The organism is Chryseobacterium sp. CFS2 (assembly GCF_036543225.1).
In the GTDB taxonomy this organism is placed as follows: domain Bacteria; phylum Bacteroidota; class Bacteroidia; order Flavobacteriales; family Weeksellaceae; genus Chryseobacterium; species Chryseobacterium culicis_A.
Genome location: NZ_JAZHQU010000005.1, coordinates 152,859 through 172,530, shown reverse-complemented (window position 1 = coordinate 172,530; position 19,672 = coordinate 152,859). Strand labels below are relative to the sequence as shown.

Annotated in this window: 19 protein-coding genes; 4 read left to right on the top strand and 15 right to left on the bottom strand. The window is 35.4% G+C overall.

What is annotated here, in order from left to right; genetic code table 11:
• Positions 1 to 56: 56 nt before the first annotated feature.
• Positions 57 to 1,007, bottom strand: coding sequence for a hypothetical protein (locus ODR02_RS13580; RefSeq protein ID WP_209785903.1), 951 nt, complete (start codon positions 1,005 to 1,007; stop codon positions 57 to 59).
• Positions 1,008 to 1,148: 141 nt separating this feature from the next.
• On the bottom strand, positions 1,149 to 1,583 hold the full coding sequence (locus tag ODR02_RS13575; protein WP_105684271.1) for an FKBP-type peptidyl-prolyl cis-trans isomerase: 435 nt from the start codon (positions 1,581 to 1,583) through the stop codon (positions 1,149 to 1,151).
• Between the two features lie 297 nt (positions 1,584 to 1,880).
• Here ODR02_RS13575 and ODR02_RS13570 point away from each other — a divergent pair, with 297 nt between their 5' ends.
• Entirely contained in the window at positions 1,881 to 2,888 is a 1,008-nt protein-coding gene (locus ODR02_RS13570) for a catalase (RefSeq protein ID WP_309513078.1), read from the top strand.
• Between the two features lie 176 nt (positions 2,889 to 3,064).
• Here the strand turns inward: ODR02_RS13570 and ODR02_RS13565 are convergent, their stop codons facing one another.
• The 9 genes from ODR02_RS13565 to ODR02_RS13525 all read right to left on the bottom strand — a co-directional run bounded on the left by ODR02_RS13565 (position 3,065) and on the right by ODR02_RS13525 (position 10,383).
• Positions 3,065 to 3,478, bottom strand: coding sequence for a nuclear transport factor 2 family protein (locus tag ODR02_RS13565; protein WP_309513079.1), 414 nt, complete (start codon positions 3,476 to 3,478; stop codon positions 3,065 to 3,067).
• A 3-nt stretch (positions 3,479 to 3,481) separates the two neighbouring features.
• Positions 3,482 to 4,009, bottom strand: coding sequence for a TetR/AcrR family transcriptional regulator (locus ODR02_RS13560; protein ID WP_309513080.1), 528 nt, complete (start codon positions 4,007 to 4,009; stop codon positions 3,482 to 3,484).
• Positions 4,010 to 4,387: 378 nt separating this feature from the next.
• A complete protein-coding gene (locus ODR02_RS13555; RefSeq protein ID WP_209785907.1) occupies positions 4,388 to 5,431 on the bottom strand; it encodes a TerC/Alx family metal homeostasis membrane protein in 1,044 nt (347 codons plus the stop codon).
• A gap of 85 nt (positions 5,432 to 5,516) precedes the next feature.
• On the bottom strand, positions 5,517 to 6,125 hold the full coding sequence (locus tag ODR02_RS13550) for a TerD family protein (RefSeq protein ID WP_047382295.1): 609 nt from the start codon (positions 6,123 to 6,125) through the stop codon (positions 5,517 to 5,519).
• Between the two features lie 67 nt (positions 6,126 to 6,192).
• Positions 6,193 to 7,140: a hypothetical protein gene (locus ODR02_RS13545; protein WP_209785909.1), complete on the bottom strand. Its 948-nt coding sequence runs from the start codon at positions 7,138 to 7,140 to the stop codon at positions 6,193 to 6,195.
• Between the two features lie 16 nt (positions 7,141 to 7,156).
• Entirely contained in the window at positions 7,157 to 8,332 is a 1,176-nt protein-coding gene (locus ODR02_RS13540; RefSeq protein WP_309513081.1) for a toxic anion resistance protein, read from the bottom strand.
• Between the two features lie 2 nt (positions 8,333 to 8,334).
• Entirely contained in the window at positions 8,335 to 8,892 is a 558-nt protein-coding gene (locus ODR02_RS13535) for a TerD family protein (protein ID WP_047377805.1), read from the bottom strand.
• Positions 8,882 to 9,706 carry a phosphoribosyltransferase family protein gene (locus tag ODR02_RS13530; protein ID WP_209785911.1) on the bottom strand — a complete coding sequence of 275 codons (825 nt, stop codon included), beginning with the start codon at positions 9,704 to 9,706 and terminating at the stop codon, positions 8,882 to 8,884. The genes ODR02_RS13535 and ODR02_RS13530 overlap by 11 nt, the downstream gene beginning before the upstream one ends.
• An 8-nt stretch (positions 9,707 to 9,714) precedes the next feature.
• Entirely contained in the window at positions 9,715 to 10,383 is a 669-nt protein-coding gene (locus ODR02_RS13525) for an HAD family hydrolase (protein ID WP_309513082.1), read from the bottom strand.
• Positions 10,384 to 11,010: 627 nt separating this feature from the next.
• Here ODR02_RS13525 and fusA point away from each other — a divergent pair.
• Entirely contained in the window at positions 11,011 to 13,077 is a 2,067-nt protein-coding gene (gene fusA, locus ODR02_RS13520; RefSeq protein WP_309513083.1) for an elongation factor G, read from the top strand.
• Between the two features lie 162 nt (positions 13,078 to 13,239).
• Here fusA and ODR02_RS13515 read toward each other — a convergent pair whose 3' ends face one another.
• Positions 13,240 to 14,778, bottom strand: coding sequence for a SulP family inorganic anion transporter (locus tag ODR02_RS13515; protein ID WP_309513084.1), 1,539 nt, complete (start codon positions 14,776 to 14,778; stop codon positions 13,240 to 13,242).
• A gap of 620 nt (positions 14,779 to 15,398) precedes the next feature.
• On the opposite strand from ODR02_RS13515, the gene ODR02_RS13510 reads away from it, so the two are divergent.
• Positions 15,399 to 15,827, top strand: coding sequence for a transposase (locus ODR02_RS13510; protein WP_105684282.1), 429 nt, complete (start codon positions 15,399 to 15,401; stop codon positions 15,825 to 15,827).
• A gap of 11 nt (positions 15,828 to 15,838) precedes the next feature.
• On the top strand, positions 15,839 to 16,177 hold the full coding sequence (locus ODR02_RS13505) for a hypothetical protein (RefSeq protein ID WP_105684283.1): 339 nt from the start codon (positions 15,839 to 15,841) through the stop codon (positions 16,175 to 16,177).
• Positions 16,178 to 17,615: 1,438 nt separating this feature from the next.
• On the opposite strand, the gene ODR02_RS13500 is transcribed toward ODR02_RS13505, so the two are convergent.
• From ODR02_RS13500 to ODR02_RS13490, 3 genes are all read right to left on the bottom strand, one after another.
• Positions 17,616 to 17,837 (bottom strand): phosphate ABC transporter substrate-binding protein, encoded by a 222-nt coding sequence (locus ODR02_RS13500; protein ID WP_209785914.1) that lies wholly within the window; start codon positions 17,835 to 17,837, stop codon positions 17,616 to 17,618.
• Between the two features lie 344 nt (positions 17,838 to 18,181).
• Complete coding sequence (locus ODR02_RS13495; protein WP_309513085.1) at positions 18,182 to 18,709, bottom strand: DUF6584 family protein; 528 nt, start codon at positions 18,707 to 18,709, stop codon at positions 18,182 to 18,184.
• Positions 18,710 to 18,961: 252 nt separating this feature from the next.
• Positions 18,962 to 19,624, bottom strand: coding sequence for a hypothetical protein (locus ODR02_RS13490; RefSeq protein WP_309513086.1), 663 nt, complete (start codon positions 19,622 to 19,624; stop codon positions 18,962 to 18,964).
• Between the last annotated feature and the right edge of the window lie 48 nt (positions 19,625 to 19,672).

The following is a 19,672-nucleotide window of genomic DNA, read 5'->3' as shown; positions in this document are numbered from 1 at the left end:
AGTGCAAATATACACATTTTTTAATTGTAACAAAATTTATTACAGTTAAATTTTTCTTAAAGGATTAATTTATCCAGATCAAGCAATAAATAATTGATGTTCTGATTGATGGTACGTGTTGCAGACTGCATCTGATTAAGCATGGCCGCACGGTTATGAAGATCATCTGCCCTGTAAAATCCGCCATCACTGAAAATAACAGATGTATCTGCCGTTTCTTTATTGTCATCAAACTGATAGTGAAGCCATCTCATTTTCATATTCCCGATAATGGAATGTTCTTCTCTGTTCGAAAATTTTTTCTCTGTGTACATATACCAGATGAAAGGAGGAAAATTGGGAGATTCTAACTTTTCTCTCCAGATATCTCTCAAAAGATTTCTCTGATGGATAAACTCCACTTTTTTCCCTTTTGGATTAAGGGTCGCCAGACCAAAACCCGCTCCCAGAACCCCTCCGCCGATGTCAATAGCATTACTCCAGCCCTCATCATGTACAATTCCTCCCGCTATGGAAGCTGCTGCTCCGGCAATAATGGAATAAAGGATCAGTTTATTATTTCTTGACGAATTTAGGTTATCCACATAATTTCCGATCTGTGCTACTCTTTCTCCTTCACAGTCAAATTCTGCGGCCACAGCATCCAATTCCGTAAGAGCAATCGTTATTTTACTGTTTATTTTTGTCTTTAGCTGTAAAACTTTAATCTGGGAAGCAAGGGACGAGTCTTTTTTAAGATCAATAATTTCATGAACCTCATCCAGGTTATCCAGTGCATTTAATATCAGGATACTCTGATCGGAAAAAATCTCTTTTAATTCTTTATTGGCCGCTAAAATGGAATCAGAATTGTGAGAGGGAACTTTATTACTGTAGTTATATTTGAACGGAGCCTTGCAGTAGCTGTCTTTCAACGTAAGAATATTCTGCTGAATAGCCTGATTCTTCCTGGAAACGCAGGAAGTAAGAAGCCCGAAAACAATCAAAAGGTAAAAAAGTTTTTTCATTCAGTCATTTTTTTGTGCAGGATTGATATATTGTATCTCCTTCATTTTCCTCTTCTTCTTTACAATTATCAATACGAATATAACACAAATAAAAAAATTTACCTGAAATCAGGTAAATTTTTAATCTATTTTTAAGAAGGATTATTTAATATCCAGCAATTCAACTTCAAAAATAAGAGTACTGTTAGGTCCGATTTCTTTGCTGATTTCCTGATCTCCATAGGCTAAATGCGGTGGAATAATCAGTCTCCACTTACTTCCAACCGGCATTAGCTGAAGTGCTTCTGTCCAACCCGAAATTACTCTGTTTAAAGGAAAAGATGCAGGTGTACCTCTTTTTACAGAGCTATCGAACACTTTACCGGAAATGGTAGTTCCGTGATAGTGGCATTTTACAGTAGATTTAGGACCTGGTTTTGCTCCATCACCTTCAGTAATAATTTCATATTGCAAGCCGCTTGGTAACTGCACAACGCTTTCTCTTTTACCATACTCTTCCATATATTCTTTACCATCTTTCAGGTTCTTTTCTGCTAATTCTTTTTTACGTTTAAATAACATATCTGCTACTCCCATATTATAATTTTTTACAAAGATAAGGCTTTTTTAAGCTTGGAAGATGGAAGCTCGAGGATGGAAACTCAAAAAATCAAGTCTTTCAACATCAAACAAGATCTTATTAATTCATTCTTATTAAAAACAATTAAATACTACTAATCAACAACTTAAATGAATTATCAGTTAAAATTATACAACCATATTGACTTATAATTTTTTATTAACAATCTTCTTTTCCACAAAATTCAAATAATTGTAATACTTGCTTAACACAGATTTCAAAACTTGGCGTTATAATTGAATTTTAAAAACTAAATGCCAAATCCATTAAAATATAATAAGAAGTTTGATGAACTGAATGAGGAGGAAAAAAAACTTCTGGAAATCAATAAAAAAACAATTGCGGATTTTGTTGAACAATCCTCTTCCATCAGTGATGTCAATTATGCGACCAGAAATGCCCATGCTAAAACGTATGCGGTAGCAAAGGGTATATTCTGGATAGAACCCGATATTCCGGAATCGCTGCAATATTTTTTCGATAAGGAAAAGTTTGACCTTACCATACGTTTCTCTAATGCTCAGCTGAAAATCAAAAACTCAAAGAAAGATATTCCGGCTTATGGGTTTGCTGTACAGATCAAGGATGAGAACGGTGGATTGCTTGCCAATTATCCATTGGTCAATTTTCCTTTGTTCCCTATTAATTCTGTTTCTACATTTTTGAAGTTGTTTACAGCAATTAACCAGCTTTATATGAAGCAATGGAGAAAAGTATTCCCTTTGTGTATTCAGATGGTTAAAATGATTCCTTCTTTATTCACTGGGGATATGCTCCGCAATATGATAAAACTTATCGGGAAGAGAAATGATTTTATTCTGTCCTTTGATTATTATTCTGTAGGTGCCTACCGTTTGGGGGACCAGATTATCAAAATAAAGCTATGTCCTCAATCTGTGGATAAGAATTTTGGAAGAAAGCAGAAGGTCAAGGATTCTTTAAAAAATTATCTGCAAACGAATGATTTTGCAGCAGATGTTTTGATACAGATTTGCAATGATTTAAAAGACCAACCCATCAACAGGCTGAATGTTGAATGGAAAAACTCTCCCTTTATCAAAATCGGCGAAGTCAGAATCAATAAAAATTCATTGTTGGATTCACATAATTGTACGACTGAGCTACTTTCATTCAATCCTTTTGAAAGTAAAATATTCTTCCAGCCTATAGGAAAAATACAGAAACTCCGCGATGAAGCTTATAAAGTTTCCGTGCAGACGAGGAGGAAGATTAACAAACTGCTGCATGGGAAAAACAGTTAAAATAATAATGAATTATAAATGATGAGTGATGAATTTACATGCAGATGTAAAGGTTTTGTTCTCAAATAAAAGAGGTTGTCTCAAAAGTCAAATAATTTGGTCTATGTCATTGACTACGTCGAATCTTTGATTTCTGACGAAGGAAGAATGACACTTTTAAGACAGCCTGCTCTATTTTATCTCAACTTTCGGTCTTCTTCTTTGATAGCAAGGTCATTGATGCTTGCATATCTTTTTGCCATCAGACCGTTTTCATCAAACTCCCAGTTTTCATTTCCATATGCCCTAAACCAGTTTCCATCTTTGGTTTGATATTCATACTCAAAACGAACAGCAATACGATTTTCTGTATGAGCCCAATATTCTTTCTTAAGCTTATAATTAAACTCTCTTTCCCATTTCTTCTGGAGAAATGCTACAATATCTTCTCTTCCATTCACGAAGGTATCTCTGTTCCTCCATTCACTGTTGATGGTATAGGCTTTGGAAACCTTTTCAGGATCCTGACTGTTCCAGGCATCTTCTGCCAATTGAATTTTTTCCAGTGCCGTTTCAAGGGTGAAAGGCGGAAGCGGATGTTTCTGTTCCATGATTTATTGTATTAAATTGGTGACTATTTTTTTTGATTTTACAATTAATTCATTTGATTTAAAAAGCTGGCTTTCTATTATACTGCTCTCAAAAAGCATATAGATATGATCTGAAAGCTCATCATCATTCAATAATTCTAAAAAGAAATTTCTCAGGTCTGCTTTATGGGATTGAATAGCACTTAGGATTTTGCTATTATCCATTGGGATTTCTGACAGAATATTCAGGAAGCTGCATCCCCGGAAGCTTTCCTTTTCATTCATATAAACTAAAAAATCGAAAGCTTTGATGGTTTTGGATTTTGCATCTTTTTCTTTTGCTAAAAAAATATTGAGTTCATTGAACCAATAATCATGTCTCACATTCAGAAATTCCACACATAGGTCTTCTTTGGATTTAAAATACTGATAGAAACTTGCCTTGGCAACTTCTGCTTCGGAAATAATCTGATTGATTCCTGTAGAATTATAGCCTTGTCTTGCAAACAATTGAAATGTGGTTTCTATAATTCTTTCTCTTGGAGATTTCATATTGCTTTTCTTTTCTGGAACAAATGTATGAAAAAAAACAACATACATACCAGTCTGTCTGTTTTTATTTTTAAAATATTTTTATTGGGAGTAAGATTGGAAAACGCAAAGGCGCTAAATTTTTATAAATATCACATATTAAAGCAAGGATTTCATCTTCGATAAAATTGAATACCGCTAATAATATGGCTTTGAATAATGCGAATAATTAATATAAGTAATTATCCTTGCTGAAAATCTATGATTTTCTTGCGCCTTAAAACAGTATTCATATTAATACATTACGCCTTTGCGTCTTTGCATTTTCCAACAAAAACATCAAACAAAAAAGCCTCCGGAATTCAATTCAGGAGGCTTTCTATATATTTTTAAATAGAATTATTTTTCTTCTAATTCTTCTTTCTTCTCTTCTTCTTTTTCAGGGAAGATGATCGATAAGAGAACAGAGATCACCAATACTCCTCCTACAATTCCTAAAGAAACCGGAGACGGAATATGAATCCATGGTGCAATAAGCATTTTAACTCCAATGAAGGAAAGGATAATGGCCAATCCATATGGAAGTTTGCTGAACATGTGGATAAAGTTTGCTAACAGGAAATATAATGATCTTAATCCTAAAATAGCAAAGATATTCGATGTATAAAGGATGAATGGATCATTTGAAATTGCAAAAATAGCCGGAATAGAGTCTACCGCAAAAAGAACGTCAGTAAATTCAATAACACCTACTACCACTAAAAGAGGAGTTGCCATTTTAATACCGTTCTGAATAGTGAAGAATTTATCTCCATCATAGTTATCGGAAACTTTCCAGAAACTTTTGATCAGTCTTGCACCTGCTGTATTGCTGTAATCTTCATCGTCATCATCGCCGCCATCGCCCCACGATTTGATTCCTGCATAAACCAGAAATAATCCGAATAATGTCATTACAACGTTGATTTTTACGGCTTCACCGAAGATGTTCATCTCAGGAAGATAAGTCAGGTTAATCAAACCTACTCCAGCAAAGATGAAGATAGCTCTGAAGATCAGGGCTCCAATGATTCCCCAGAAAAGAACCTTGTGATGAAGGTATTTCGGAACTTTAAAGAACCCGAAAACAAGGATAAATACAAATAAATTATCCACAGACAAGGCTTTTTCAATCCAATAGGCAGCCTGATATTGTGTGAATTTTTCTATTGCCAAAGCATGGCTTTCCGGGCTTCCATCGGTATTGAATACCCAATACACCACTCCTGAAAATACCATTGAAAGCGAGATCCATACGATAGACCATATGGTAGCTTCTTTGGAAGATACTTCGTGACTTTTTTTATTAAATACCCCTAAGTCCAGGAGCAGCATGATAACGACTGTTACTGCAAATCCCCACACCAGACCTGGGTGCAGTTCTAAAATACTTTGATGTTCCACTTGAGTTATGTTATTATATGATAAAAGCAATAGATGTACAGAGTACAAATATTGCTATTTTATTTATCTTTTGATTTACAATTGATTATAGATAATTCATCTGCACCGTCTGGATCGTCTGCTCCAGTTTTTTATCTGCTGTAGGATCTCCTATAGCGTTGAATTTCCATTCTCCGTTTCTCTTATAGAAAACCCCCATTACCATGGCAACATGCCCGTTGAAAGAAGCATCATTGGCAATATCATATTTTGCAAAAACTTCTCTCACATTGGTAGGCGTTCCTTCATAGATACGGATAGAAGCAAAAGGAATAGTTCCGAAATCCTGACCTCTGTAGCTGTTCAAAACCATTGCCACATGTTCTACATTGGGCTCCAGCTGGCTGAAATCTACTGTGATTACTTCGTTATCCAATCCGTCATCTCCATCTACGTCACCCGTAAGGTCATCTCCACTGTGTCTTACAGATCCATTTCTGGATTTAAGATTTCCAAAATAGATTACTTCAGTAACGTTTTTGTTTGAATCATATAAAATACAGCTTCCATCTAAGTCTACTGCTTCTTTTTTAGTTCCAAAAAATCCTTTCTTTTCAATTGCTCCCCAGTTGATTCCTACACAAGCCTGGGAAAGTTCAGCACCATTTTCTTTTTTAAGGTTAATTCTCTGACCTTTTTGTAAGTTGATAGCCATCTTTTTATGTTTAGTTATTATTTACATTTTGCAAAAAAGTGAATCTTCTTTGCTTTCAAATTTCGTCTTAGTTATTGTTCAAATTCAAATTAAGCATTGCCCGCAGAATATTTGTTTCTTCGTCAAAATCAAATATTTTGCTCATAATATCCATATTTTCCAGGTTTTTGATATAGTCTTTCAAAACCCCTTCCACTTCTGCCGGCAACGTACGTTTTCTTTCGTTCATACTGTGTTCCAGCAGTTCATTTTTACTTTTCAGCTGATCAATAATGGAACTCTGATTCGATTGATTTTCAGAAATATCCAGCTTGTCCAGTTCTTTGTCAAAAAGATACAATTTCTTTTCGTCAACACTGAAAATAAAATGATCATCAGACTGAAAGATTTTGAAAAGTTCATAATCATGGGTTCCAATGAGGTAACCACATACAAAACGGACTTTAAACCCTTGTATATTAAGCCTTCCTAACAGTTTTCTTTCAATAGAGTAATCTTTATACTGATATGCGGGAAATGAATCGGATTTCAACAGTGTTTCATCTGCTTCCGTTCTGTAAAATTCCTGAGCATATTTTTTATGAAAGTATAATACATTATCCCAATTGGCTGTAAAACTATCTTCCGTAAGATCTTTATACAACGTTTTCAGATGTTGGGAAAATACACCGCTGTACATTTTCCTGTCGGTCTGAAAACTGTCTACCTGTCTTTCTTCAAAACCTGAAATATATTTACTGTTGATGTTAATTTCATTGATGACCGCCAGCATATCATTTTCCTTCTGCTTTTTAATTTTAGTCAGAAGTTCTATGAGGCTGTCCGTATACTGCAGGTGGAAAAGTTCCAGTTTATTGTAATCCAAAGCCGTATTTTCCTGGAACAGATTGTGGATAATATCTGTTTTGATATAAATTGATATGATATCAATATGTTCAAAAAAATTAGCGAGAAGCTTAAGCTTTGTTAATCTTCTTTTGCTTTGCGACAATATGGTTGCTGCATCATCCCCCACCTTAGTATTCTATAAATTAACCTCTGACATTCGCTTTAAGTTCATGCTCCAATGTCTGAAGATCCTGATCCAGTTTTCTTCTGTTATCTGCTCCCTGTTTCTGGATTTGTTTCACTTCATTCAGTGTATTGATAAGCATTGACGTTGTTTCTTTCAATGTTTCTACAGATACAATAGTTTGTTCGTTTGCTCTGGCAACATTTATTGAATTCTGACCAAGACGCTCTGCATTCTTTCTTAAGATTTCTTCTGTAGTAGAAGATACTTTCTGCTGGATCTCAATATTCTGCTGTTGTCTGTACATTGCTACAGCCAGTGAAAGCTGGTTTTTCCAAACAGGAAGTGTAGTGGTAAGAATAGTCTGTGCTTTTTCAGCAATAGAAACGTTGTTATTCTGTACCAGTCTGATCTGTGGAAGCGACTGCATCATGATCACACGCACCACTTTAAGATCGGCCATTCTTCTGTCTAATCTTGCAATGAAATCTCTCTTATCAGCAATCTGATAATCCTGAAAATTCTGAGGATTCGTTTCCATCTGTGCAAGTTCTGCAGCAGCTCTTTCCATTCTTATATTTCCTGCAATCACAAGACCTTCAATCTGCTTAATAGAATTCACATTGCTTTCAAAGATGGTCTGAAGGACAGCATTATCTTTTGTAGAAGTAATGATTCCTGCATTTACTTTATAAGAAATCTGTTCGATATTGTTGATGATCTTATCGTATTTAGCAAACAGGTTTTCTACCTGAGTCATTACCTTTTTCATGAAGGGTAATTTGCTCAGGAAACTTTTTACTTTATTTCCGTTAAGTTCTTCTACATCTACATAGTTAAGCTCCACCAAAAGATCATTGATAAGCCCTCCTACTTCTCCTGAGTTGGATCTTCTTACATTTCCTAAGAAGCTGTCACTCTGGTTGGTTAATGTTTTCTGAAGCTCTGCCCCGAAATTCACGATAGAACCGGGATTGGCTTCGTCAATAGAGTTTGCAAGAACTTCATATTTCTCACGTTCTTCTGACTGCAGCTGAGTCAGATTTACATTCCCTTCTCTATCCACAAGCACTGCCGGTGCTGCATTTTGAACAGGCTGAGCCGGTGTTGGCGGAACCATTGGAGTGGGTTCAAAGGTTTTAAGAGGTTCTATTGATCCCAGCGGATCTATGGGTTGATTTTCCTGATTGTCCATGATTACTTCTGATAAATTGATACAAACTTCTCAAGGCCGTCTCTCTGTCCTGCACCTACAGCCTCAAATTTCCATTCTCCGTTTCTGTTGTAGATTCTTCCGAATTCTACAGCCGTTTCGATTGAGAAATCTTCATCTAATTCATACTTTAAGATCTCTTCATTCGTATCTGTATTGAAAATTCTGATGAAAGAATTTCTTACCTGTCCAAAGTTTTGTTTTCTTGAATCTGCTTCGTGAATAGTTACTACTACTGTAATTTCTTTAATCGCATCATCAATTTTTGTAAGATCAATTTTGATCTGCTCATCGTCACCTGCTCCTTCTCCTGTAAGGTTATCTCCTGTATGGATTACAGATTTGTCCGGAGACTCAAGGTTGTTATAGAAAATAAAGTGATTATCTGAAACTAATTTTTTGTCGTCCCCAAGCAAAAATAAAGAAGCATCAAGGTCAAACCCTGTTCCTGTAGAAGTATTATTGATATCCCATCCTAAACCTACAGTGAATTTAGGTGCGTTAATATTTTCTCTTTGTCCTTTTTGTAAGTTAATAGCCATAATATAATTCCGTTTGTGTTAAAGTATTGATGTTATTTTCGTATTCTTTTATTAAATGATAATTGTTACTGATCGCCAGCTCCAAAAGCAGGTCCATCTGTTCTCTTTTTACTTTAGACGTAAGATAATCAAAATTACTTGATTCCAGTCCTAAAATATATTTTACAATCCTTGTATTGAACTGAAAACTTTCTTTATTCATCACTTCTGCAACATGGTTCACATTTTTTACTGCATAGTAATTGAAAAAGTTTTCAATTTTAGGATCAAGGTCAAAATTCATCAGTTCAGCATAATACATGAACATAAAGTCCGCCTCCACATCATATTCATTCAAAATTCTGTTGACCGTATATTCATGACTTCCAGTGATTTTTATATCGTCTATAAAAATACAAAGTTTTCCTCTCAAAAAATCTTTATCGATGTAATAAGTATCATTTGCGATCAGATTTTTACGATCTTCAAAATTAAGATTGCCGTAATCTGTGATATACGTATGATTACGATTGATCTTAGATAAAATACTTGACTTCTTTCCTTTCTGAAACAGATAAAAATCCAGGTGTTTTTTAAAGTAAAAGCATAAAAAGTTGGATGCCGTAGGAATAGCCATATAAGGGCTTGGCAGCACAACAATCTCTTTATCGGTATTTAAAAGTTCCTCATTTTCAGAAATAAATCCATCGAATAATTCTTTGGCAAATTTTTCAGCATACGACTTATCGCCATATTTGAAATAGCTGTATTCCGCAGGGGAGAAAGTGAACTCATCCGCCGAATGAATGTGGTGTAAGCTGTATCTTTTATTCATGTTTATTTTTAGTGTTTAAGTAAATGTGCACTGAAACCGAAGTCTTTTGCTCCCTGATAGTCTGCCACCGGATTGTCTCCGATATGCAGGATCTGATGCAGCGGCAAATCCTGATCTTTAAGCTTATTCTTCACTTCCTGGAAAATAAGCGGATTCGGTTTGGAACAGTTGATTTCATCAGAATAGATATGAAAATCTATGTACTGATCCAGATTTTCATGGATCAGAAATTTCCTCATTGTTTTTCCTTTGATAAAGCCTGTATTACTCAGAATATTAATTGTCTTTCCTTGATTTTTGATATCCTCAAAAAAATGGTGGATATTTTCAAAAATTACAACCGGCTTATATTCCAGAAATAAATCTTCGCTTTTACTGTAAAACGCATTAAGTTTTTCCTTATTCAATCGTTTTACATCTACATCCAGAGCACCAAGAATCATCAGATAAATTTCAAAAGTATCTATATTCCCACCAGTAACTTCATTGATGGTATTACAAAGATCATCATAATATTTTACGGTTTTCGCAACTTCCTCTATCGGTTTTTCTACGTTGAAAAATGAGGAGAACAGCTCAACTCTTTTTGCCTTAAATTCAGGATGAGATTTGATTAAAGTGAGCCACAGGTCAAAGGAAAAGTGACAGTGGTTGTGGATGTCGATATCTGTTTTCAATAGGTTTTAAGTTAAAAGTTTTTATTTAGCTTCTTGAAAAAGATTTAAAATTTTTTAATCATCAAAAAGTGTTTACAATACTATTCTTCCCAAAGATAAAATATTTATCATAAAAGCATTACGTTCCATATCTGTTTTAAGATATTTTTATGAAATCCCATGATTTTGACAGGTTCCCAGAAGGTGATTGACGAAGTGTTTACTATCAATCCACAAAAAAATATTTTTAAAAATTCTTTGAAAATCAAAAAAAAATTATAATTTCGCAACCGATTAACAATCAACAATGTCAACAAAAATGATAAATATTATAAACTTAAGTAATCCTGTCAGAGCTGTGTTCTTTGGCAGCACTGAATATTTATCTGAATAGTTCTATAGATCTTTTATACCCAAAAATATATTGAAGACCTGTCTATTCGGATAGGTCTTTTTTGCTGCCCTATTTTCAGACTTTAACAATTCAAAGAACTTCTGTTTTTTGTTAAGATCTCTGAAAATTTCCCTTTGATACAAAATACAAAAATGTTTTGCCGGCTTCATAAGTCCGGAGTGTATTTTGTGCTCATTTTTTTCAGAATCTTTTCTCAACACAGATCTAAAAATCAACAATTTAAATCAAAAAAAATGAAATACAACACACGAAATATAGGGATCATAGCACATGTAGATGCAGGAAAAACAACTTTATCGGAACGAATTCTTTATTACACAGGACTCATTCATAAAATTGGTAATGTAGATGATGGAAATACCACCATGGATAAGGATATTCAGGAAAGAAGCAGAGGGATTACAATTTCTTCTGCTGCCATTTCTACTCAATGGAAAAAAGATAATAATGTGTATAATATCAACATTATTGATACTCCTGGACACATTGATTTTGCCGTGGAAGTGGAACGTTCTCTAAGAGTTCTGGATAGCGTTGTTGCTGTTTTCTGTGCTTCTTCAGGAGTACAGCCACAGACTGAGAATGTTTGGTTTCAGGCTGAAAAACACGGAACATCCAAAATTTGCTTCATCAATAAAATGGACAGAATTGGAGCCGATTTCTTCGCTGTTCTTCATGAGATAAGAACTAAACTGAATGCCGTTCCTCTTGCTCTTCAGATTCCGATTGGAGCTGAAGTACATTTTGAAGGGGTCATTGATTTGGTCAAAATGAAAGCATTAAACTGGACAGATGAAAACGGAGAAACCATCGTGGAAAAAGAAATCCCAGATCATTCTATTGCTGAAGCAGAGGAATACAGAACGATATTACTGGAAACTTTGGCAGAATATGATGAGACTTTTTTCGAGATCTTTATGGATGATGAACAAAGTATCACCGTTGAAATGATATCAGGAGCTATACAAAGAGTCTGCAGATCCGGATCAGCTGTACCTGTTCTCTGTGGTTCTGCCTTTAAAAACAAAGGGATCCAGCCTCTTCTTGATGCTGTCGTAACTTATCTTCCGGCTCCTGATCAGCTTGCTGACCTACAGGGAACGGATCCTTATACGGAAGAAACGGTAACATTGGAAAGAAATGAAGCTGCTGCTTTTTCAGGACTTGTTTTTAAAGTCGTGATCGATAAACATATGGGAAGACTGGCTATGCTTCGTGTATATTCCGGAGCGATACAATCCGGAGATACCTTACTGAATGTAAGAACGGGTGAAAGTTTCAGGATTTCCAGAATTTTACAAATGCAGTCCGATAAGACATTATCCATGGAAGAAGCTAAAGCAGGAGATATTGTTGCTCTAACAGGAATAAAGGATGCCAAGACCGGAGATTCTTTATCTTCTACAGACCAACCGATATTACTGGAAGCGATTACGATTCCAACTCCCGTTATTAGAGTCGCTATTGAACCGAAAACCAATGGTGATGAGAAGTCCTTTGGTTTGGTGCTGGCAAAAATTCAGGAAGAAGATCCTTCTTTGGTGGTTGAAAGAGATCCGCAGACCGGAGAAACTTTATTAAGTGGATTGGGAGAACTTCATCTTGAGGTTACTTTGGAGAAAATCCGTCTGAACCATGGTATTGAAATTAATCAGGGAAAACCAAAAGTTTCTTACCGTGAGGTCTTAACGGAAACAAGAATTTACAGGGAAAAGCTTTCCAAACAAAACGGAGGAAGCGGTCAGTTTGCTGATATCACTTTTGAAATAGGACCAAGGGATGATCATGAATATGGATTGGAATTCATCAACATGATTAAAGGAGGAGCTATCCCCACTGAATTTATTCCTTCTGTTGAAAAAGGATTCAGAGAAGCCATGGAACATGGGCCACTGAAGGGATATCCTCTTGAAAACATGAAGATCACTCTTCTGGACGGTTCTTTCCACGCTCAGGATTCTGCAGCATTTGATTTTGAAATTGCAGCGAGAGAAGGTTTCAAAGCAGCTGCAAAAGGATGCAGTCCTAAATTTTTGGAACCTATCATGCAGGTTGAGATCCAAAGTATTGAGGAATATACGGGAGCTGTCACAGCGGATATCAACAGAAGAAGAGGAATAATTACTTCTATTGATGAAAAATCAGGAAGAAAGATTTTTGCAGCGGAAGTTCCGTTAGCTTCAACTTTCGGATATATTTCTGATCTGAGAACGCTGACAAGCGGAAGAGCTTCCATCAGCATGAAATTGTCGCGCTATGCTTTAGTGCCTGATTTTATTGCGAATACATTAATCACCTAAACAAGCAAGGACTGTAGATTTTTTCTTACAGTCCTTGTTTGGTTTGTTGGGTAATTTTGTTGTGAAAAGTCAATCGTCAATTCGCTGACGCTTGTCAATTTTTTCTCTACTGCAAAAATTCACTATTCACTTGCGAAGCAAAATTCACTATTGACTTCTCCCCTACTTTTCCGGCATCACCTTATAAGTTGGATCTTCCTGAATGCTCACTTCTACTACAGCTTCTGCATTTTTAAGGATTTTCCGGCAGTCTTCACTGAGATGCCGCAGATGTACTGTTTTATTTTCCTGTTTATAGCGTTTGGATAGCTTGTCCAGAGCATCTATTGCACTCATATCTACAATACGGCTTTCTTTAAAATCAACAACTACCTGCTCCGGATCGTTCACCGGATCAAATTTATCTGTAAATGCTGTCACAGAACCAAAAAATAGAGGTCCGTATATTTCGTAATACTTTATTCCATTTTCATCAATATATTTTCTCGCCCTAATTCTTTTAGCATTATCCCAGGCAAAAACCAATGCTGAAATGATAACTCCTACTAAAACCGCTAAAGCCAGGTTATGCAGAATCACCGTAATCAACGCTACGGTAACTCCTACAAAAATATCAGACTTCGGCATTTTATTCACAATCCTGATGGATACCCACTGGAAAGTACTGATTGCTACCATCATCATAACTCCTACCAGAGCAGCCATGGGAATTTTTTCAATGACAGGTGCTCCACAAAGAATGATTATTAAAATAAGAAGCGATGCTATTATTCCTGACAATCTCGCTCTGGAACCTGCATTAAGATTCACCAAAGTCTGTGCTACCATCGCACATCCACCCATTCCGCCAAAGAAACCATTGGTAATATTTGCCAATCCCTGAGCTACGGATTCTTTATTGGCGCTTCCTTTGGTATTGGTAATTTCATCCACCATGGATAATGTCAGAAGGGATTCAATAAGTCCTACTCCGGCCATGATTAAAGCATAGGGAAAAATAATCTGTAAAGTTTCCAGGGAGAAAGGAATCTGGGGAATGTGAAAACTGGGAAGATTTCCACTGATATGGGCAATGTCTGCTACTGTTTTTGTTGGAATATTAAACCCAAGGACTACAGCAAATACGATGATAATAGCCACCAGAGAGGCAGGAACTGCTTTCGTTATTTTTGGAAAAAAGTAGACCACGGCAATCGTGAGGGCAGTTAAACCCGCCATGATGTACAAAGGCATTCCCTGCAGCCAGCTTACCGCTCCACTGCTGTCAGTAATTTTGAACTGTTCTACCTGAGCCATGAAAATAATAATGGCCAATCCGTTCAGGAATCCATACATAACAGGCTGCGGAATCAGTCTCACAAATTTCCCGAGTTTAAAGATTCCTACCATCATCTGAAGGATTCCGGCAAGGGCTACAGTGGCAAAAAGATATTCTACTCCATGAGATTGTATCAGGGCGATTAATACAACGATCGTTGCTCCTGCTCCTCCGGAAACCATTCCCGGGCGTCCTCCCAAGACTGCAGTTACAAGTCCCATCATGAAGGCCGCATACAACCCCGTAAGTGGAGACAACCCCGCAAGAATCGCAAATGATAGAGATTCCGGAATCATCGTCATAGCCACAGTAAAGCCAGCCAGCAGTTCATTTTTATAATTGATTTTTTTTGAAAAATCGAATAAGCTTATAGTATTTTTCATTGATAGGCAAAGGTATGGACTGTCCCGATGGTATACAATTTTTTCTTTTTATGATTTTTTCACTGCCCTATCTATCATCTTGAATAATTCACACATTGGTTCTTATAATATGTTAATTTTAATTAAAATAAATATATAAAGTATGATTTTTACATTTTCAACTATTTTTACGTCTTATTTTTGTTTACATTTGAAAGCGAATAAGCAATTATTTGGTACTAATTAAAAATTCATTGTGTAAAAAGCTGTATATCAATTTATCTATAGCTTTTACTCATAGAATTATGTAAAACCTTAATAGGTTATATATTATTTCACACAAATGGCAGGAAAAGAAGTTTGGAAGAGAAGAAGAAGAAACCCATTGAAAATAAAGAATATATCCAAGTAGATTAAGGTGATCCCTACCCGCCTGTTTTTTAAGATGTTTGGTATGTATATAAATCTGTTTTCTAAGATGAATTGTCTTATGAAGCCTATTTTAGTATTCTTAAATCATACGTTATATCTTTTATCAATTTCAATTTCTTGTGAATTGTTTCCTGTTATTCAAAATAATATATCGCCTGTTTTCGTTTTTTTATATATAAGTTTAAACAAAAGAACAATATTCAGTAAAAATGTTATATAAAGAAATCCATATTGGGAAATTTATTAAGGAGAGGGTTGATGAAAATGAAATAACAGCAGAGAGGATATGCAAATTTTTGAGTAAAGATGAAGAGGCTGTCGAAATGATGTATGACAGCAGATCAATGGATACAGATCTTCTTTTAAGATGGAGCAAATTATTGGAATACGATTTTTTCAGACTCTACAGCTCACATTTGATTTTATATGCTCCACCGTCTGCCATCAACAAGAACCAACAGAAATCTGAAAAAACGCCTTACTTCAGAAAAAACATTTACACTCAGGAAATCAAAGACTTTATCATGAAAAGGATTCTTTCCGGTGAGATGACCCAAAGCGAAGTCATTAAAGAATATTCCATTCCGAAAAGCACCCTCCACAGATGGCTTCAGAAGGGTGACAATGCAAACGGATAAACAGATAAGACATGCGCCCGAATTACAAGAAAATATATATGGATATGCTCAGAATGGAATATCCTGAAAAGCTAAAGGATCCAAAGGTTAAAGAGCTTCTTGAAAAGCTTCATACCAGTGAGGATGTACTTAAGTTCAACGAGAAACTGTTCAAACAGTCCAGAGAAAACCAAAAGCTCAAAACGTATGACCGGCAGACGATGCTAAAATTGCTGCAGTATCAGAAAAAACACGGTCATTCCACAAGCTATATGTCCAGAAAATATAAAATAAGCAGAACTACGCTTTCGAAATGGAAAGGGATGTTTGAAGAAGAGCTTGAAGATACAATGAAAAATGCCGGTAAGTAATCTACCGGCATTTTTTAAAGGTAATAATAAGGAAAAAACCGGGCTGTACGTATGCCGGAGTCGAACCGGATAACCTTGCCGGAGTGACCGGCTTCGCTATTCCTCCCATGATTGTGTTACGATGAATTTTTTCCTAACGACACTTTACAATAGTTATAAAGAAGCTGGAAGTGGAAAGAAGAAAGATCGTAAAGTCTGAAAATTACTCTGACTTTATAGAAAATTATGATACAAAGAAATCTTTCAACGTCCCACTTCCGGCTCCTTATATTATGAAAACAAGGCAATACGCGAATAATGTAGTCGTGCTCTAACCAACTGAGCTACTCTTCCTATTATAGACTGTGTTTTTTGTTGTGGAAGAGACGGGACTCGAACCCGTGACCCCGTCGTGATGAGCGAAGTAACATTTTTCTACGGCACTTGTTTATTTTTAAAATAAAAAGAGGCAAGATTCGAAAAGACTTGTACAAGATCACTTTCATGACCTTCTGGAGTCGAACCAAATTAAACCGAAGTAGGCCTTTTCTACGGCACTCTTTTATATCAATCAAGGTAATTTTTTTCAGAATCTTCCGTGCATTTGCTCTACCTGCTGAGCTACCTCTCCTTTTCGGGGGAAAAGGCAGGATTCGAACCTGCGACCCAATGTTTACTCAATCTCGAAGTATGATTCTAAGACGACACCTGATTTTTATTTTAGTAAGGTAATTAAATCAAACAGAGGCTTATACGGGGTGTTACCATTTCTACTATCTGCGATTGCAGAACAGGATTCGAACCTGTATTACCGTCCCTAAAGAAGTAACTCTGTTTTATGACACTTACTTTCTATGTTTATTCATAGTTATTTGTTTTCTTTTTCCAAAATTATATTGTCACTGCGTATTCTATTTACGCACTTATTTTTTATTTAAATTTGTTCGTTTTGCCTTGAAGCAAAAGAACCAAAAGTTCAAGACTTGGAAACTCCAGCTAAAAATAATCTCTACTCTCTAAAAATTCTAAACTTGCGCGAATTTACCATTAGTTCTTCGTTTCCTTTACTGTGTCGCGCTTCAAACAATAGAATTTTCTTAACGTTCGCAGAGTTTATTTTTTTAACGCCTCCGTTTCCTATGTCACATTTCCATAGCTGTCATCGCCGGATATTTCATCCTATTTATTATTATTTTTTCATGTGTGTGATTTAAATAAAAGAAGTTAGGTTCAAAAAGACTGATACAAGATTATTTACATTCTGGAGTCAAACCAACTTATACCGAAGTAAGTATTCTCTACGACAGTCTTTTATATGATCAGGATAAAAGTGGCGGAACCTTTTACTTTCCCTCTGCTCTATCATTTGAGCTACATTCCGTTTACAACAGGAATGGCAGGAATTGAACCTGCATCTGAAGGATTAACTCGAAGTATGATTCCAAAACGACACCTGATTTTAATTTTTCCATTGAGTTCTTCTATACTTCTTCCAGTTTCTCTGGAATTTTGTGTACTTTGCATTCACCACTTCATAACCATGCGGAAAACAGTACGAACAACCCATTTCATTCCCGTACAAGATTCTTGAAATCTGTACACCGGAAATTTTCTTCGGAAAGTCAGTCAATCCATATTCATTGAATCCGAATTTCTTTCTTACTTTTTTAATTTTTTTCATAAGTATTGAGTATTAACCTCAATACAGTGTTCCTTTTAGATTTGGTTTATGATGAATCATAATTATTCGTTTTATCTTTTGCAAATTTATATCGCTAGTACGCATTCTTTTTACGCACTTATTTTTTTATTAAAAAACCAAGCAAATTAATAATAAGAGTAAATGATATTCAATTGGAAGTTGACGATGAAACTCTTATCGACGGCATTGGTTAGCTAGCGGGCAATCATGTGAAAGACTCTGTCTGTTTTTGGAATCGAAGTAGGTCTTTCTAACGGCACCGATAGTATTAACACTGCAAAATTATATTACATGTACGCAATCTTTTTACGTAGTTTATTTTTTTATTGAAAGAATAATAATTTTATCAATTCAAACAGTTTATATATTCCGAGAATAGGAATCAAAATAATTGATCCAATGAATAAAAAAGTTCCAAGTGTACTTAGAAAACCTGTTTGACTTTCTGGATATTTTCCCTTTTCTCTTATTTTAGCTTTAAAAACAGGAATATGCTTTGTGGCTTTGAAACTATCTTGCTCAAGTTCAGCCATTACTTTCATGGCATACTCATCAAGACATTCTTTGTCTCCTCTGAAAACAATATCTTTTAGAATTGCGCTTCCTGAATTACTCAATGATTTTCTGTAAATCTCCACAGCATTTTTCATTTCATTATTCTCTGAAGTACATAGAATCCAAAATTTACCTGCTTCATCAAGAAATCCTGCTTCAAAATAAATCTGTCCTAATTTTTTTCTCAGGGAAATATCATTGGGAAACTGATTGATCATATTTCTTAGCCTGTCACATGCTTTTTTCTTTCTGCCTGCTTTAAGATCCTGTTCAATTCTGAACATTAAATTACCCATAGTATTATTTTAAATTAAACCAAGTAACCATGTATAAGAGTTTTTGATTCTGTTCGTTTTGCCTTGAAGCAAAAGAACCAAAAATTCAAGACTTGGAAACTCCGGCTAAAAATAATCTACGCTCTCTAAAAATTCTAAAACTTGCGCGAATGTAATATGAGTTCTTCATTTCAATTTCTGTGTCGCGCTTCAAACAGTAGAATTTTCTTAACGTTCGCATAGTTTATTTTTTTAACGCCTCCGTTTCCTATGTCAGTTTCTGATCCCAGCTAAAAGTTCTGAAATTTTTTCGGCTTCGTTAATTTCCATTTTTCTGAGTATTTCTAAGATTCTGTTTTTAAAATTGATTTGTTGTTGCATTACTTTTTCAAATTCTGTCTTTAGCTGATATTCATCTACTTCAAAAATGGCTTTTATGTCTTTAAAATCTTGTAGATTTTCATCTGAATAATCAGAAAACTTAATTTTGCCATTCTCTTTTTTATAGAAAATCCAGGGATGCCCGATCCATAAATCTGACCAATCTGAAGATTCTTTTTGAAAGATTCTTTGCCATTCATCACTATTTCCGATATCACTGCAACAATTTGGAGCAATTTTAATTTCATCATCCATCATTAAAACAATTCCGCCATCAAGGGCCAGTATATGATCCAATACTTCAGGATCATCAAAATCTATATCTTTAAGCCTTGCTTGAACAATGAGTTCCAGATTGTCATCATCAATATCTTCAATATCAACCAGATAAGATCCTTTTTGAATGGTCTTAAAATTGAAATTCAATCGAGAAGCAACTTCTTCCCATTTTGTATACCACTCTTCAGGATCCGGATAATCAGAAATTTCCGGCAGTTCGAATTCTTCTTTAGCATATCTCAGTGGACTAATTTCAATGGTATTAATAAGTTTCATAGCGTATCGTTTTTTTTTAGCCCCGATTGCAACGGCATCCTTTTTCTT